Source organism: Shinella granuli, assembly GCF_004341885.1.
GTDB lineage: Bacteria > Pseudomonadota > Alphaproteobacteria > Rhizobiales > Rhizobiaceae > Shinella > Shinella granuli.
On sequence record NZ_SLVX01000013.1, the window covers coordinates 126,040 to 140,152 of the forward strand.

Below are 14,113 nucleotides of genomic sequence, written 5' to 3' on the forward strand. Positions count from 1 at the left end.
CGCAAAACCGCTGCGCACTTTTGCTGGAATTGCTCGGAAGGAAGCCGGCTGTCGCCTAGCTCCGGATCATCGTCATGAACCGGACCTGTTCGGCCGGTTCGGTCTTGAAGGCACCGGTAAAGGTGGTGGTGAGCGTTGTCGAGCCCTGCTTCTGGATGCCGCGCATCGCCATGCACATATGCTCGGCCTCGATCATCACGGCGACGCCGCGCGGGTTCAGCGTCTCGTCGATCGATTTGGCGATCTGCGCCGTCATCGTCTCCTGCGTCTGCAGGCGGCGGCCGTAGATCTCCACCACGCGGGCGATCTTGGACAGGCCCAGCACCCGGCCGTTCGGCAGATAGGCGACATGCGCCTTGCCGATGATCGGCACCATGTGATGCTCGCAATGCGAGAAGAACGGGATGTCCTTCACCAGCACCATGTCGTCGTAGCCGGCGACTTCCTCGAAGGTGCGGCCGAGCACGTCCTCGGCGGCGAGGTCATAGCCGGAGAAGAGTTCGCGATAGGATTTTGCGACGCGGGCAGGGGTGTCGAGCAGCCCCTCGCGCTCCGGATCGTCGCCCGCCCAGCGCAGCAGGACGCGAACGGCATCCTCCGCCTCTTTTTGCGAGGGACGGCCCGACTGATCGTCGACGCGCGGAAAATTGGTGACTATGGCGTCCATGGACCCATTGACCTTTCTGCAGGTTACCTGACGTGTTTATCGGACTCGCCACTGGCCATTCGCCTAACCCTGCAGGCTTGGGTTCCGTTGGCGGGCTCCGGGGCTTTCGGGTCTTCGCTTCTCAGTGCGCATGACCGTCCGGCACGGTTTCCCAAACAACAGGTGAACGACTTGCCCTTTGCCTTCACAATTCCCGACAGAAACCGCTTCGCACGTTTCCTGGAATTGCCCGCATCTTGCAAAACGCTCACCCCAATACGAGTTATCATATAGTATCGGGCGAGGCCTGCGAAAGAGGCTTGAGACGACACGCCGTGCTTTTTTACCGACGAGGCCGGAATAATCTCCTCGGATCATTGAAGATTCCGCAAAAAATGCGGAAAACGGGACCATGATGGACGATATCTACAACAGCCGTATCCTCGAATTTGCCGGCAACATCCCGCGCATCGGCACGCTTGCCGATGCGGACGGCGAGGCCGGCGCCCATTCCAAGCTGTGCGGCTCGCGCGTCAAGGTCTACCTGAAGCTCGACGGCGACCGGGTCACGGATTTCGCCCATGAGGTGAAGGCCTGCGCGCTCGGCCAGGCCTCGTCCTCGATCATGGCGCGCCACGTCATCGGCGCGACGACGGCGGAAATCCGCGACGCGCGCGACAAGATGCTCGCCATGCTGAAGGCCGACGGCGAGGGGCCGGACGGCCGCTTCGAGGACATGCGGTTCCTGCGGCCCGTCAAGGACTACAAGGCCCGCCACGCCTCCACCATGCTGACCTTCGACGCCGTGGTGGACGCCATCGGCCAGATCGAGGCGAAGCGGCTGGAAAAGGCCGGGTGAGGGGCGATGTGCGATGCGCCCGACTGCCGGCATGCCGGCGCGCGGCCTGCCCATAGGGGGCGCAACTGGCAGGGGCCGTTCCGTCGGACTCCGGGCCGCCTCCTCGGCATGGGCCTCATCCGGTTCTACCAGTTGACGCTTTCCGGCTTCATCGGCAATGGCTGCCGCCACCTGCCGACCTGCTCGGAATATGGCTACGAGGCCGTCGCCCGGCACGGCCTGTGGCGGGGCGGCTTCCTGGCGCTGTTCCGCGTCGCCCGCTGCGGCCCCGGCGGCACCCATGGCTTCGATCCCGTGCCGGAGGCGCTGGCGCCGCGCTTTCGCTGGTGGGCGCCCTGGCGGCTGTGGCGCGTTGCGGAAAAGAGGCGGTGACGCCATGACCGTGCCGATGGAATACCGCCAGGCCTCGCGCGATTTCGACGCCTTCCTCGTCGATGCGCGCGACACGGCCATGCTGCAGACCACCAACCAGGCCTACACGATGATCGAGGCCGTGCTGACGGTGTTCCGCCGCCGGCTTTCGGTGGCGGACGCGCTTGCCTTCGCCGCCGTCCTGCCGCCGGTGCTGCGCGCGATTTTCGTGTCCGGCTGGGATATTGCCGAGCCGGTCCGGCCCTTTGCGGAACGGGACGTGCTGACCCGCGAGGTGCAGGCGTTTCGCGGCGACCACAATGTCTCGCCCGAGACGGCCATCGCCGATGTTGCCGCCGCCCTCGGCCGGCATGTCGATCCGGCGGCCTTCGCGCGCGTCCTCGACCGGCTGCCGCCTGCCGCACGGGAGTTCTGGCGCGCATGACGGTCTATGTCGCTCTTCTGCATTCCATCGTGCTCGGCCCCGGACGGCGGCTCGTGATGGCCGACCTCAGGGCCATGGCCGAAGGCCTCGGCTTGCGCGGCACGCGCACCCTGGTTGCCACCGGCAACCTGATCTTCGAGGCAGAGGACGAACCGCTTCGCGCCATCGAGGACCGGCTGGAAGCGGCGTTTCGCGCGCGCTTCGGAAAACATGTCGACATCATCCTGCGCACGGCGGAGGCCTGGCGGCGGCTGGCGGCCGGCAATCCTTTTCCGGGTGGCAACGGCGCGGATGTGGGCATCCGCGTCATGCGGACGCCGCTGGGGCCGGAGGTTCTGCCGGGGCTCGAAAGGATCGCCACGCCCGGCATCCGCCTTGCCGTCGTCGACGGCGATCTCTGGGTGGACTTCTCGCAAAAGCCGAGCGAGACGAAGCTCCTGTCGCACCTGACGACGAAGAAGCTCGGCATCGGCACCCTGCGCAACGCCAACACCGTCAACGGCCTTGCGGCCATGCTCGGCTGACGTCACAGCCACCGGGGCACCCGCTGCCGGTAGGCGCGATAGGCCGCCATGAGGGCCGCGGAAAGAACGGGCAACGGCATGTATCGGGCCTCCGGTCTTGGTCGCGGCTCCAGTGACTGGAGGGTCAAGGCCCGCGCCGTGCGATCCAGTATGCGGCCGGCCGGCGGCGCGGGGAAAACGCAGTCGCGGTGCTCAGCGCCGGACGAGCCGGCGAAGCCTCTTGACTTCCGCCTCCGTCAGCGGGCGGACGGCGCCCTTTGCGAGATCCCCGAGCACGAGATCGCCGATGGCGACGCGCACGAGGCGAAGGCATGCGATATCGAGTGCTTCCAGCATGCGGCGGATCTGGCGGTTGCGGCCCTCGTCGAGCACGATTTCGAGCCAGGAGTTCCGTTCGCCGTCCCTGAGCCTGCGCACGGACCTTGCACGCAGGAATTCGCCGTCGTGGTGGACACCCTTCTCCAGCGCGTCGAGGACCGGCCGGTCGGCGATGCGGTCGATCTGGACATGGTAGGTCTTGGCGACATGGGTCTTCGGATCGAGCAGGGCGTTGGCGAATTCCGTGTCGTTGGAAAAGAGCAGCAGGCCCTCGCTCGCCTTGTCGAGCCGGCCGACGGGGGAGAGATGCGCGGGATCGAGATGCTTCAGGCAATCGAACACCGTCGGCCGGCCCTCCGGGTCGTGCCGGGTGGTGACGAGGCCGCGCGGCTTGTTCAGCATGAGGTAGACGGGTTTTTCCGCGACGACCGCCGCGCCGTCCACCGTGATGCGCGCGTCGGCAAGGTCGATCCAGGTCTCGGGATCGGTGACGACGCGGCCGGCGACGGCGACGCGACCGGCCGCAATCAGCCCTTCCGCCTCCGTGCGCGAGCAGAAGCCGAGCTTGGAGAGGGCGCGGGGCAGGGTGACGCGCTTGCCGGCGGAGGGTGCCTTGGGACTTGCGGCCGCACGGGCCTTCGGGGCGGTGTCCGCCCTGCGCGGGGGGGCCGGTTTAGGCCGTTTGCGTGTGTCTTTCGCCATGCTGCCCGTAAAACCCCTGATCGCCGCTGTTGACCGGCCAGCCCATGCCATTCTAAAGCCGGGTCCGTCCAGAGCCTTTCCGCCGGCCCGCGGTTCGCGAAAAGGCTCCGCCCGTCCGGCAGGCCGCCGCGCCTTTTGCCGGCCGGCTCCGATCCACTATAGCCGAAGCGAGGCCGCCGTTGACCAAGGACGACATCACAACCGAACTCGTCACGCTGCGCGACTACTGGCGCTATGCGATCTCCCGCTTCAACGCGGCCGATCTCAGCTACGGCCACGGCACGACGACGGCCGGCGACGACGCGGCCTTCCTCCTGCTCGACACGCTCGACCTGCCGATCGACACGCTCGATCCCTTCCTCGACGCCCGCCTGCTGCCGGCCGAGCGGCAACTGCTCGCGGCACGCATCGAGGCCCGCGTCACGACGCGAAAACCCTCGGCCTACCTTACCGGCCGGTCCTATATCCAGGGCGTGCGCTTCCATGTCGACGAGCGGGTGATCGTGCCGCGCTCGCATATCGGCGAGATCCTGTTCTCCGAATATCTCGGCGAGCACGGTTCGTCCTTCCTGCCCGATCCGATGCTGGTGGAAAGCGCCGTCGACATCTGCACGGGCTCCGGCTGCCTTGCGGTGCTGGCGGCAAAGTTCTTCCCGCAGGCGAGCGTGGACGCGGTGGACCTGTCGGCCGATGCGCTGGAGGTCGCCAGGCTCAACCTTGCCGAACACGACGTGGGGGACCAGGTGACGCTCATCGAGGGCGATCTCTTCGCCCCGCTTGCCGGCCGCACCTACGACCTCATCATCACCAATCCGCCCTACGTCGACCATGCGGCGCTCGCCGGCTACCCGCCGGAATTCCGCGCCGAGCCCGTCATGGCCCATGACGGCGGGGAAGACGGGCTCGACCTCGTTCGAAAAATCCTCGCTGAGGCGGCCGATCACCTCAATCCGGGCGGCGGCATGATCTGCGAGATCGGCTCGGGCCGCGAGATCCTGGAGGAGGAATTCCCACATCTGGATTTCGTCTGGCTGGAGACGGCCGAATCGCAGGACGCGGTGTTCTGGATTTCTGCCGAAGCGCTCGGCGTGGCCTGATCGCCACGCCTCTCCTGGACCTTCGCATCCCCGTCCCGTGCGTTACGGTCCGCCGGTGTGGGCCGGGCGAGGTCGCGGAGCGCCGCAAGCAGCCCCAGCGCGTCGGCGTCGTCGGCGATGCAGGGCGGCAGCGCCGGGTCGAGGGCGTCGGGGCGGCATGCCTCGCCCGGGCGCCAGCCGATGCAGCGCCGCGCGCGCTGGCATTTGCGCCAAGAGCGGCCGCTTGCGCGAAGGTTGGTTGCCGCCCCGTTTATGGATCACTTGAAACTGGCGAGGATCGTTTCCTTTAATTATACGGCAGTTGATTCCGCGCCTGGCGAAAGCGTCGCGGCCAAATCGATTCTACGAGGCTGGAATGAACAATCGTTACGGAACACTCGCGTCCTGGGTCTATAATCTGGATAAACCGGTCGGGCGTTCATTCGGAGATGTGGAATATTATCAGCAACGTCTTGGGGAATCCGAAGGCCCGATCCTGGAGCCTGCTGTCGGCAACGGTCGTATTCTTGTGCCGCTGCTCGAATCCGGGTTCTCGATAGAGGGGTTCGATGCGTCTGACGAGATGCTTGGTTACTGCCAGGAGGAATGCAGCAAGCGCAATCTTTCCGCGAACGTGACACGACAGACGTTCGAAGAGTTCTCCTACGGCAAAGGCTTTGCGGCCATCATCATCCCGGCGGGGTCGTTTCAGTTGGTCACGGATACGACATCGGCGACCGCTGTGCTGAGGCGGTTTTACGATCACCTGGTTCCCGGCGCGAAATTGATCATAGACCTCGATCCCATCGGCAGTTTCCTTGGGCCGACCGGCTCGGTTCGGCGTTGGACGACAGAGGACGGCGATCTGCTCACGCTCACAGATCATCGCGTTGAAACCGACTATGTCGCGCAGACCACACTGGCCCATCTCCGCTATGAACACTGGCGGGATGGAAATCTTGTGAAATCCGAACTCGATTTGTTCAAGTTGCGGTGGTGGGGCGTCGAAGAATTCTTGATGGCGCTACAGCGCACGGGCTTCGTGGATGTCGTGGTGTCAGGCAACTACCAGCATGGAAGAGCGCCGCACAAGGACGACGAGATCATCAGTTTCGAGGCGCGGCGTCCCAGATAAGCCGAGAGGCGCTTTTTGGCTGCCCCAGGACTTGAATGTCCGCAATGGGCTGAACCAGGTTGTCGCGTTCCCCCTTCCAATCCCCCGATTTTCCCCGTATACCGCCCTCCGCAACGCGCCGGCGCATCCGGCCATTCCCCCGCATACCACCCGCATTCGTTGGCGGGACTGGATAGGAGATTTTGATGTCTGCACCTGTTTCCCTGACTTTTCCCGATGGCTCCGTCCGCGATTATCCCGCGGGCTCGACGGGGCGTGACGTGGCCGAGGCGATTTCCAAGTCGCTGGCCAAGAAGGCGATCGCGATTGCGCTCGATGGCGAGCTGCGCGATCTCTCCGATCCGGTTTCGAACGGGCGGATCGAGATCGTCACGCGCGAGGACGACCGGGCGCTGGAGCTGATCCGGCACGACGCCGCGCATGTGATGGCCGAGGCGGTGCAGGAGCTCTGGCCGGGCACGCAGGTGACCATCGGGCCGGTCATCGACAACGGTTTCTACTACGATTTTGCCAAGGACGAGCCTTTCACGCCGGACGATCTGCCGAAGATCGAAAAGCGCATGAAGGAGATCATCCAGCGCAACAAGCCCTTCACCAAGGAGGTGTGGTCGCGCGACAAGGCGAAGGAGGTCTTCTCCGGGAAGGGCGAGAAGTACAAGGTCGAGCTGGTCGATGCGATCCCCGAGGGGCAGGACCTCAAGATCTATTACCAGGGCGACTGGTTCGACCTGTGTCGCGGGCCGCACATGGCCGCGACCGGCCAGATCGGCACGGCCTTCAAGCTGATGAAGGTCGCGGGCGCCTATTGGCGCGGCGATTCGAACAATCCGATGCTGACGCGCATCTACGGCACCGCCTGGCGCACGCAGGAAGAGCTCGACACCTATCTCAACATCCTCGCCGAGGCCGAAAAGCGCGACCATCGCCGGCTCGGGCGCGAAATGGACCTGTTCCATTTCCAGGAGGAAGGGCCGGGCGTCGTCTTCTGGCACGGCAAGGGCTGGCGCATGTTCCAGACGCTCGTCGCCTATATGCGCCGTCGCCTCGCCGGCACCTATGAGGAGGTGAACGCGCCGCAGGTGCTCGACAAGTCGCTGTGGGAAACCTCCGGCCACTGGGGCTGGTATCGCGACAACATGTTCAAGGTGACCGTCGCCGGCGACGAGACCGACGACGAGCGCGTCTTCGCGCTGAAGCCGATGAACTGCCCGGGCCATGTGCAGATCTTCAAACATGGCTTGAAGTCCTATCGCGAACTGCCTGTTCGCCTTGCGGAATTCGGCAATGTGCATCGCTACGAACCCTCGGGCGCGCTGCACGGGCTGATGCGCGTGCGCGGCTTCACGCAGGACGATGCGCATGTCTTCTGCACCGACGAGCAGATGGCGGCGGAATGCCTGCGCATCAACGACCTCATCCTCTCTGTCTACAAGGATTTCGGCTTCGACGAGGTTGTGGTGAAGCTTTCGACCCGGCCGGAAAAGCGCGTCGGCTCCGATGCGCTGTGGGACCGGGCGGAGAGCGTCATGATGGACGTTCTCAAGCAGATCGAGGCGCAGTCCGGCGGGCGCATCAAGACCGGCATCCTGCCGGGCGAGGGCGCGTTCTACGGGCCGAAGTTCGAATATACGCTGAAGGACGCCATCGGCCGCGAATGGCAGTGCGGCACCACGCAGGTCGACTTCAACCTGCCGGAACGCTTCGGCGCCTTCTATATCGACCAGGCGTCGGAAAAGCGCCAGCCTGTCATGATCCACCGCGCCATCTGCGGCTCGATGGAACGCTTCCTCGGCATTCTCATCGAGAATTTCGCCGGGCACATGCCGCTGTGGATCGCGCCGATGCAGGTCGTCGTCGCGACCATCACCTCCGAGGCGGACGACTATGCCCGCGAGGTGGCGGAGAAGCTGCGCGAGGCCGGCATGACCGTCGAGACCGATCTTCGCAACGAGAAGATCAACTACAAGGTCCGCGAGCATTCGGTGACCAAGGTTCCGGTCATCATCGTCTGCGGCAGGCGCGAGGCGGAGGAGCGCTCCGTCAACATCCGCCGGCTCGGATCGCAGAACCAGACGGCGATGTCGCTCGACGAGGCGATCGAGACGCTGTCGCTAGAGGCCATGGCGCCGGACCTGAAGCGCAAGCTCGGCAAGGCGTGAGCCTTCCCGGCAACTGTCGGAAAACTGCAATAATCCCGTGCTAGCCAGTGCGGGATCAGGCTGGCGACAGGCCGTGCTCCGCCTCCGTCATCCTCGGGCTTGACCCGAGGATCCAAACCCTTGAACGAAGGTGGATCCTCGGGTCAAGCCCGAGGATGACGGAGGAGAGGGCGCCGCAGGTCGAGGGTCGAAGGTCTCGTGCACCCGGCACGGGATTTCTTTTTTGGGGAACGCCGTGCGGTTCAAGGAACTGTCCTACGCCAACGAAAACGATCCGCGCCTCAAACGATGGTTCATCCGCTCCATGGAAGGCCTTGCCGGCCGTAACCGTTACGCCCGGCTCTACCATGTCTGGCGCAGCTCCGTCGTCGGGCAGAGCGCGCGGGTCTTCGGCGACATGCTCGACCTCATCGATGTCGGGCTGCGTGTCGAGGGCGCCTGGCCGCCGCCGGATTTGCCCGAGGGGCCGGTCGTCATCGTCGCCAACCATCCCTTCGGCATCGGCGACGGCATCGCGGTGCTGGCGCTCGCCGAGCAGCTCGGCCGGCCGTTCAAGGTGATGATCCACAACGACCTCCTGAAAGTGCCGGAAATGCAGCCCTATGCGCTGCCGGTCTCCTTCGAGGAGACGAAGGAGGCGCAGGCGCTCAACATGAAGACGCGGGCGGAGGCGGTGCGGCTTCTGAAAGAGGGCACGACGGTGATCGTGTTTCCGGCGGGGGGCGTCGCGACGGCGAGGAAGGTGTTCGGCCGGGCGGAGGACCTGCCGTGGAAGATGTTCCCGGCAAAGCTCATCCAGTCGGCCAGGGCCAATGTCATCCCCGTCTATTTCGAGGGGCAGAACGGCCGGCTCTTCCATCTCGCCAGCAAGGTCTCGCTGACGCTGCGCCTGTCGCTGCTGATTCGCGAGTTCCGCAAGCTCTCGGGCTCGACGATCGCCGCGCGCATCGGCGGCGTCATTGCCTGGGCGGAGCTGGATGCGGGCGACCGCAGGAACATCACGGCGCGGCTCCACGAGGCCGTCTTCGCGATGGCGCCCCGGCCGCGGTCGTTCCTGCGACGCGCCGGCTGAGGGCCGGGCGGCGAGGGCGCGCTCTATTTTGAATCCGGAGCCTCTTTCCTGCACTCGGGCGATTTCGCCTGCGTGCAGCTTTAGTCCACCACGTCCTGGGCGGCGGCCTTCTCTCCGTTGGCGTTCTCGTCGAGCAGCACCTCGACATCGGTGTTGACGCCGGCCTTCACGGTGAAGTCGCGCTGGTAGATCTTGTTCTTGTTGCGGGCGACGGCGATGTAGCTGCCCTCGGCCAGCACCAGCGTCGGGAAGGCGCCGACGCTTTCGCTGACCGTGTCGCCCGAGGAGGTGAGGATCGACCAGGCCGTATCGGCGATCGCCTCGCCGCCGGGCTCGGAGACGAGCTTCAGCGTGAGCTTGGCGGCGCGGTGCTGGATCGTCGCGCGCGTCAGCTTGCCGGCCTCGACCTGGATGTCGGCGCGGATGACGGCGTTGACCGTGCCGTAATCGGAGACGACGTGGTAGGTGCCGGCATTGAGGCGCACGACGGAATTCGGCTTCACCTCGGCGACGACGAGGTTACGCTCGCCGTCCTCGCGCACGTCGGCGGCGAAGATCGAGAAGCTGAGCTCCTTCGGCGGAATGCGCACGTCCGAGCCGGAGACGGCGTTCAGCATGATGCCGCCGGCATCGAGCACCATGACCTGCTTGTCGACATCGCCCGTATCGGGAACGACGAGCTTCTTGGTGGCGCCGGCGCGGCCGAAGGCGACATTGACGAAATATTCGCCGGGCACCAGCTGGAAGGCGGCCGAGCCGCCCTCGGAGGTGGCGAGCAGCGGCAGCTTGCCGTCGGCGCCGGGGATCGGCGAGAAGACGCGCCAGGTCAGCCCGTGCTGCATGGGGCTGCCGTCCTTCGTCAACAGCGCCTCGCAGGTCACGTCCCTGAGGTTCGCCGGCGTCGCCTCGCCCGTCACGATCGGGTTGAACGAGGTGAGCTTGCCGCCCTTCATGGGCGTGGTGACCTGCGAAAAGCTGTCCAGCGCCTCCTGCGCGCGGGCCGGAACGAGCGACGTGACGAGGCTGGCCACGGCAAGGCTCACGGCGATGGCGGGAGGGAGGGGCATGCGCATGGGGACGGTTGACTTCCTGACTGTAAGGCTCCACTTGAAGACCCGGCTAATGGCATTTTCAAGGCCGCGTCCGCGCGCCAAGGTATTGGAACTCCCACCCGATGAAAACCGAAATCAAGCTGATCGATTATCTTTCGACCCGCCGGTCGATCCCCGCCTTCCAGATGAGCGAACCCGGCCCCTCGAAAGGCGAGGTGGAGGAGATGCTGACGCTCGCCTCGCGCGTGCCCGACCACGGCAAGCTCGCGCCCTGGCGCTTCATCGTCTATCGCGGCGAGGAGCGCCGGCGGATCAGCGAGGCGCTGGCCGCCATCGCGATGGGCGACAAGCCGGACCTTTCGGACGAGATGGTCAAGGTGGAGAACACCCGGCTCACCCGCGCGCCCGTGGTGATCGCCGTCGTCAGCCGCGCGGCACCGCATTTCAAGATCCCGGAATGGGAGCAGGTCATGTCGGCGGGCGCTGTCTGCCTCAACCTGGCGATGGCCGCCAATGCGCACGGCTTCGCCTCGAACTGGCTGACCGAATGGTACGCCTTCGACGAACGCGCCTATCCGATCCTCGGCGTGAAGCCGGGCGAGCGGATCGCCGGCTTCATCCATATCGGCACGCCCACCGTGCCGCCGACCGAGCGGCCCCGGCCGGAGCTTTCCGAGATCGTCACATGGGTCGGCGATGAGGCCTGACGCGTTGTTCTACGAGACCGCGGAGAACGCCCACGGCCTGAAGCACGATCCCTTCAAGGCGCTCGTCGCGCCGCGGCCGATCGGCTGGATCGGCACGAAGGCGGCGGACGGGCGGCGCAACCTTGCGCCCTATTCGTTCTTCAACGCGGTGAGCGACAGGCCGAAGCTGGTGATGTTCTCCTCGAACGGCCACAAGGACAGCGTGGCGAATATCGAGGAAACCGGCGTCTTCACCTGCTCGCTGGCCGGCCGGCATCTCGCCGAGGCGATGAATGCCAGCTCCGCCGCCGTGCCGCGCGGCGTCGACGAGTTCGCGCTCGCCGGCCTCACGCCGGTCGCCGGCCGCCTCGTCGATGCGCCCTATGTCGGCGAAGCCCATGCGGTGCTGGAATGCCGGATGACGCAGGCCTTCCGCCCGGTCGACATCGACGGGCGGGAATCGGACAACTGGGTGGTCTTCGGCCAGGTGCTCGGCATCCATATCAGCCCGGAGATCCTGCGCGACGGCATGATCGACATGGGCGTCGCGCGCCCGCTGGGGCGCATGGGCTACATGGATTACTGCGACGGCGGGGCGGAGGTTTTCGCCATGATGCGGCCGAAGGCGGGGTGAGGGGCGCGGGCGGTCATCGCCCGGGCCGATCCTCTCCGGTCAATCAGCTTCCCAGACGGTTCGGATCGTCGCTACCTGCGCCGCTTCCGCCGCAAGCCCGCCGAAGAAGCCGTCGCCCCGCGACCGTTCGCACGCCGTCACCAACGCCCCGCCTGCCAGGTCCGGCAACGAATCATAGGCCGGTATGCCGGCTGCCGTGGCGGCCAGGAGGGTTGCGCTGCGGGCTGCGGCGAAGGCCGCGGTCCATTCGCCGGTTTCGGTGAGCGCGCGGCTTGCGTCGAGGGTCTGCTTCAAGAGCCCCTGGTCCCAGATGAGGGCGGCGAGTCGTTCGGATTTGCCGGCAAGGCCCTGCGGCGAGACGGGGGCCGGCAGGATGCCGTCGGTGATCGCGAGGATCCCGGTGCGGCCGTCTTCCCCGCCTTCCTCGGCCTCGGCGACGGACAGGAGGGTGGCGAGGCGCTGGAGGTCCGCGCCGGTCCGCCAGCCGGAAAGGGCAATGCCGGCCGCGCCGCCGGCGATGGCGCGGCGGAGGGTTTCAGCCTCGACCGTCCCGTCAACGATGACGACGCTGCCTTTCATCCGTGAGTCACCGGCGGTGCGGGCGCGCACCAGCACGCCGCAACCTTCAGGAAGGGCGGGAGGGGTGTCGGTCGCTTCGAAAAGGGCGCGGGGCAACGGGTTCATGGCCCTTCATAGGCGCAGGCCCGCGGGAATGGCAATGACGATCCGGTTAACGGATATGGTGAACCAATCTTAAACACTTTGGCGCTAACGTGTTTCCAGTAGCGTTTTGCAGGCGTTTGGGGCGTCCATTGATCGTTCATGCTTTTCTCCGTTGGGTCGAGACCGCACGGGCAGCCGACCGGGCGAAGGCGGCCAGTGTGTTGGCGCGGGCTTACGCACGGGCGCGCATTTCGCCGGACGACCGCCGCGCCGCGGAAATGGCGATGATCTTCCTGCTCGACGATCCCGCGCCGCAGGTGCGGCTGGCGCTCGCCGAAACGCTCGCCGGCAGCGAGGATGCGCCGCGTGCCGTCATCCTGCCGCTGGCGGAAGACCAGCCGGAAATCGCCGCCCACATCATCCTGCGTTCGCCGCTGCTGACGGATGCCGACCTGGTCGATCTCGCCGCCAAGGGCAGTGCGACGACGCGCATGCTGATTGCCCATCGCGCCTTCGTTTCGCGCCCCGTTTCGGCGGCGCTGGCGGAAATCGGCGATGCGCCCGACGTGCTGGCGCTGCTGGAGAACGAAGGCGCCGTCCTTTCGCGGCGCAGCCTGGCGCGCATTGCCGACCGGTTCGGCGACGATGCGGAAATCCGCGCCCTGCTGCTCGACCGCGACGACCTGCCGAGCGATGCGCGCCATGCGCTCGTGGAGAAGATCGGCACGGCGCTGGCCGGCTTCGGGCTGATCCAGGCGGCTGTCGGCACGAGCCGCGTCGCGCGCATCACGCGCGAGGCCTGCGACGTCGCGACGATCGGCATGGTGGGCGAGGTTTCGGCTGCCGAAATGCCGGCGCTCGTCGAGCACCTGCGGCTGACCGGCCGGCTGACGCCGGTCTTCCTGATGCATGCGCTCTGCACCGGCCGGGTCGAGTTCTTTGCGGCCGCCATCACCGATCTCTCGGGCCAGGCGGAGCGGCGCGTCCGCTCGATCCTTTCCGATGGGCGCGAGGCGGCGGTGCGCGCGCTCTATGAATCCGCCGGCCTCGGCCGGGACATCAGTGCGCTTTTCGCCGAGGCGACGATGCTCTGGCGGCGCGAGGCCAAGGGCGGGGACGACGGGCTGTCGGTCTCCGAGCGCCTGCTTTCCCGGGCCCGCGCGGCGGGTGATGCCTCCTGCCAGTCCATGCTGGAACTCGTCGAGCGGCTCGCCATCGCCGAGCAGCGCCAGACGGCGCGCAGCTACGCCCTCATCGCCGCGCGCGACGCGGCGTAAGCCCACGCTGTCGGTGAACAATCCTTAGTCGGCGAAGCGTTTGACCACCCAGGAATAACCGTCCTCGGCATAGCGCACCGGCGTGGTGACGGCGGCCTTGAGGGCAGCCTTGTCGGGAATGGCCTTCTTCACGAAATCCAGCGTGCGGGCCGCAAGGCCCTGCCTGGTCTCGGCGGTCTCGGCCGGCACCGGGACTTCGGCCGTGGTTTTGGCCGGCGTTTCATCGGGCGAGGGCTTGGCGATGCCGGCGGTGATGCGGTCGCCGGCGCTTTCGCAGACGGCCACGATGACGGGATAGTTCTTGTCCTGGTGACGGTTGATGTAGGTCTCGGCCTGGGCATCGCACAGCGCCACGGTCTGCCAGCTCCTGCCGACCGTATCGATATAGTGGCACTGGGTCGCGCTGTCGTCGCAGCCCATGATCGTCATGACGATGAGCGCAGCTTTCATGGCCGTCCTTTCCCGGTTTGTTCCTGCCGGTTAGAGGCGTGCATTGCCGCGAAAATAAGGCGCG

Annotated in this window: 16 protein-coding genes; 11 read left to right on the plus strand and 5 right to left on the minus strand. The window is 66.2% G+C overall.

Annotated elements, in window-relative coordinates:
- Window positions 1–55: 55 nt before the first annotated feature.
- Complete coding sequence (gene folE / locus EV665_RS19850) at window positions 56–667, minus strand: GTP cyclohydrolase I FolE (protein ID WP_064329982.1); 612 nt, start codon at window positions 665–667, stop codon at window positions 56–58.
- A gap of 391 nt (window positions 668–1,058) precedes the next feature.
- Here folE and EV665_RS19855 point away from each other — a divergent pair, with 391 nt between their 5' ends.
- Genes EV665_RS19855 through EV665_RS19870 form a run of 4 tightly spaced genes read left to right on the plus strand, consistent with a single transcriptional unit; the run spans window position 1,059 to window position 2,825 of the window.
- On the plus strand, window positions 1,059–1,505 hold the full coding sequence (locus EV665_RS19855; RefSeq protein ID WP_133035393.1) for an iron-sulfur cluster assembly scaffold protein: 447 nt from the start codon (window positions 1,059–1,061) through the stop codon (window positions 1,503–1,505).
- Window positions 1,506–1,511: 6 nt separating this feature from the next.
- Window positions 1,512–1,877 carry a membrane protein insertion efficiency factor YidD gene (yidD, locus tag EV665_RS19860; RefSeq protein WP_133035394.1) on the plus strand — a complete coding sequence of 122 codons (366 nt, stop codon included), beginning with the start codon at window positions 1,512–1,514 and terminating at the stop codon, window positions 1,875–1,877.
- Window positions 1,878–1,881: 4 nt separating this feature from the next.
- On the plus strand, window positions 1,882–2,301 hold the full coding sequence (locus EV665_RS19865; RefSeq protein ID WP_064329984.1) for a DUF2267 domain-containing protein: 420 nt from the start codon (window positions 1,882–1,884) through the stop codon (window positions 2,299–2,301).
- Window positions 2,298–2,825 (plus strand): DUF1697 domain-containing protein, encoded by a 528-nt coding sequence (locus EV665_RS19870; RefSeq protein WP_133035395.1) that lies wholly within the window; start codon window positions 2,298–2,300, stop codon window positions 2,823–2,825. Before EV665_RS19865 ends, EV665_RS19870 begins: the two co-directional genes overlap by 4 nt.
- A gap of 192 nt (window positions 2,826–3,017) precedes the next feature.
- On the opposite strand, the gene EV665_RS19875 is transcribed toward EV665_RS19870, so the two are convergent.
- The gene (locus tag EV665_RS19875; RefSeq protein WP_133035396.1) at window positions 3,018–3,845 is read right to left on the minus strand and encodes a pseudouridine synthase; all 828 of its coding nucleotides are present in this window, start codon (window positions 3,843–3,845) and stop codon (window positions 3,018–3,020) included.
- A gap of 179 nt (window positions 3,846–4,024) precedes the next feature.
- On the opposite strand from EV665_RS19875, the gene prmB reads away from it, so the two are divergent.
- The 4 genes from prmB to EV665_RS19895 all read left to right on the plus strand — a co-directional run bounded on the left by prmB (window position 4,025) and on the right by EV665_RS19895 (window position 9,287).
- On the plus strand, window positions 4,025–4,942 hold the full coding sequence (prmB, locus tag EV665_RS19880; protein WP_133035397.1) for a 50S ribosomal protein L3 N(5)-glutamine methyltransferase: 918 nt from the start codon (window positions 4,025–4,027) through the stop codon (window positions 4,940–4,942).
- Between the two features lie 355 nt (window positions 4,943–5,297).
- Window positions 5,298–6,056 carry a class I SAM-dependent methyltransferase gene (locus EV665_RS19885; protein WP_064329987.1) on the plus strand — a complete coding sequence of 253 codons (759 nt, stop codon included), beginning with the start codon at window positions 5,298–5,300 and terminating at the stop codon, window positions 6,054–6,056.
- A 185-nt stretch (window positions 6,057–6,241) separates the two neighbouring features.
- Window positions 6,242–8,215, plus strand: a complete 1,974-nt coding sequence (gene thrS, locus EV665_RS19890) for a threonine--tRNA ligase (protein WP_133035398.1) — start codon at window positions 6,242–6,244, stop codon at window positions 8,213–8,215.
- 235 nt (window positions 8,216–8,450) lie between these two features.
- Entirely contained in the window at window positions 8,451–9,287 is an 837-nt protein-coding gene (locus tag EV665_RS19895) for a lysophospholipid acyltransferase family protein (protein ID WP_133035399.1), read from the plus strand.
- Window positions 9,288–9,367: 80 nt separating this feature from the next.
- On the opposite strand, the gene EV665_RS19900 is transcribed toward EV665_RS19895, so the two are convergent.
- Window positions 9,368–10,360 (minus strand): hypothetical protein, encoded by a 993-nt coding sequence (locus EV665_RS19900; protein WP_064329990.1) that lies wholly within the window; start codon window positions 10,358–10,360, stop codon window positions 9,368–9,370.
- Window positions 10,361–10,461: 101 nt separating this feature from the next.
- On the opposite strand from EV665_RS19900, the gene EV665_RS19905 reads away from it, so the two are divergent.
- Both EV665_RS19905 and EV665_RS19910 read left to right on the plus strand, forming a co-directional pair.
- The gene (locus EV665_RS19905) at window positions 10,462–11,046 is read left to right on the plus strand and encodes a nitroreductase family protein (protein ID WP_064329991.1); all 585 of its coding nucleotides are present in this window, start codon (window positions 10,462–10,464) and stop codon (window positions 11,044–11,046) included.
- 4 nt (window positions 11,047–11,050) lie between these two features.
- Window positions 11,051–11,659 carry a flavin reductase family protein gene (locus EV665_RS19910; RefSeq protein WP_133035400.1) on the plus strand — a complete coding sequence of 203 codons (609 nt, stop codon included), beginning with the start codon at window positions 11,051–11,053 and terminating at the stop codon, window positions 11,657–11,659.
- A gap of 39 nt (window positions 11,660–11,698) precedes the next feature.
- On the opposite strand, the gene EV665_RS19915 is transcribed toward EV665_RS19910, so the two are convergent.
- On the minus strand, window positions 11,699–12,343 hold the full coding sequence (locus EV665_RS19915; protein ID WP_133035401.1) for a hypothetical protein: 645 nt from the start codon (window positions 12,341–12,343) through the stop codon (window positions 11,699–11,701).
- A gap of 128 nt (window positions 12,344–12,471) precedes the next feature.
- Here EV665_RS19915 and EV665_RS19920 point away from each other — a divergent pair, with 128 nt between their 5' ends.
- Window positions 12,472–13,599 carry a DUF2336 domain-containing protein gene (locus EV665_RS19920; protein ID WP_133035402.1) on the plus strand — a complete coding sequence of 376 codons (1,128 nt, stop codon included), beginning with the start codon at window positions 12,472–12,474 and terminating at the stop codon, window positions 13,597–13,599.
- 24 nt (window positions 13,600–13,623) lie between these two features.
- On the opposite strand, the gene EV665_RS19925 is transcribed toward EV665_RS19920, so the two are convergent.
- Window positions 13,624–14,049, minus strand: a complete 426-nt coding sequence (locus EV665_RS19925) for a hypothetical protein (protein ID WP_133035403.1) — start codon at window positions 14,047–14,049, stop codon at window positions 13,624–13,626.
- Between the last annotated feature and the right edge of the window lie 64 nt (window positions 14,050–14,113).

Bases quoted from the DNA above. Each gene is read 5' to 3' on its own strand.
- folE (WP_064329982.1), bottom strand. From the start codon at position 667: ATGGACGCCATAGTCACCAATTTTCCGCGCGTCGACGATCAGTCGGGC.
- EV665_RS19855 (WP_133035393.1), top strand. From the start codon at position 1,059: ATGATGGACGATATCTACAACAGCCGTATCCTCGAATTTGCCGGCAAC.
- yidD (WP_133035394.1), top strand. From the start codon at position 1,512: ATGTGCGATGCGCCCGACTGCCGGCATGCCGGCGCGCGGCCTGCCCAT.
- EV665_RS19865 (WP_064329984.1), top strand. From the start codon at position 1,882: ATGACCGTGCCGATGGAATACCGCCAGGCCTCGCGCGATTTCGACGCC.
- EV665_RS19870 (WP_133035395.1), top strand. From the start codon at position 2,298: ATGACGGTCTATGTCGCTCTTCTGCATTCCATCGTGCTCGGCCCCGGA.
- EV665_RS19875 (WP_133035396.1), bottom strand. From the start codon at position 3,845: ATGGCGAAAGACACACGCAAACGGCCTAAACCGGCCCCCCCGCGCAGG.
- EV665_RS19885 (WP_064329987.1), top strand. From the start codon at position 5,298: ATGAACAATCGTTACGGAACACTCGCGTCCTGGGTCTATAATCTGGAT.
- thrS (WP_133035398.1), top strand. From the start codon at position 6,242: ATGTCTGCACCTGTTTCCCTGACTTTTCCCGATGGCTCCGTCCGCGAT.
- EV665_RS19900 (WP_064329990.1), bottom strand. From the start codon at position 10,360: ATGCGCATGCCCCTCCCTCCCGCCATCGCCGTGAGCCTTGCCGTGGCC.
- EV665_RS19905 (WP_064329991.1), top strand. From the start codon at position 10,462: ATGAAAACCGAAATCAAGCTGATCGATTATCTTTCGACCCGCCGGTCG.
- EV665_RS19915 (WP_133035401.1), bottom strand. From the start codon at position 12,343: ATGAACCCGTTGCCCCGCGCCCTTTTCGAAGCGACCGACACCCCTCCC.
- EV665_RS19925 (WP_133035403.1), bottom strand. From the start codon at position 14,049: ATGAAAGCTGCGCTCATCGTCATGACGATCATGGGCTGCGACGACAGC.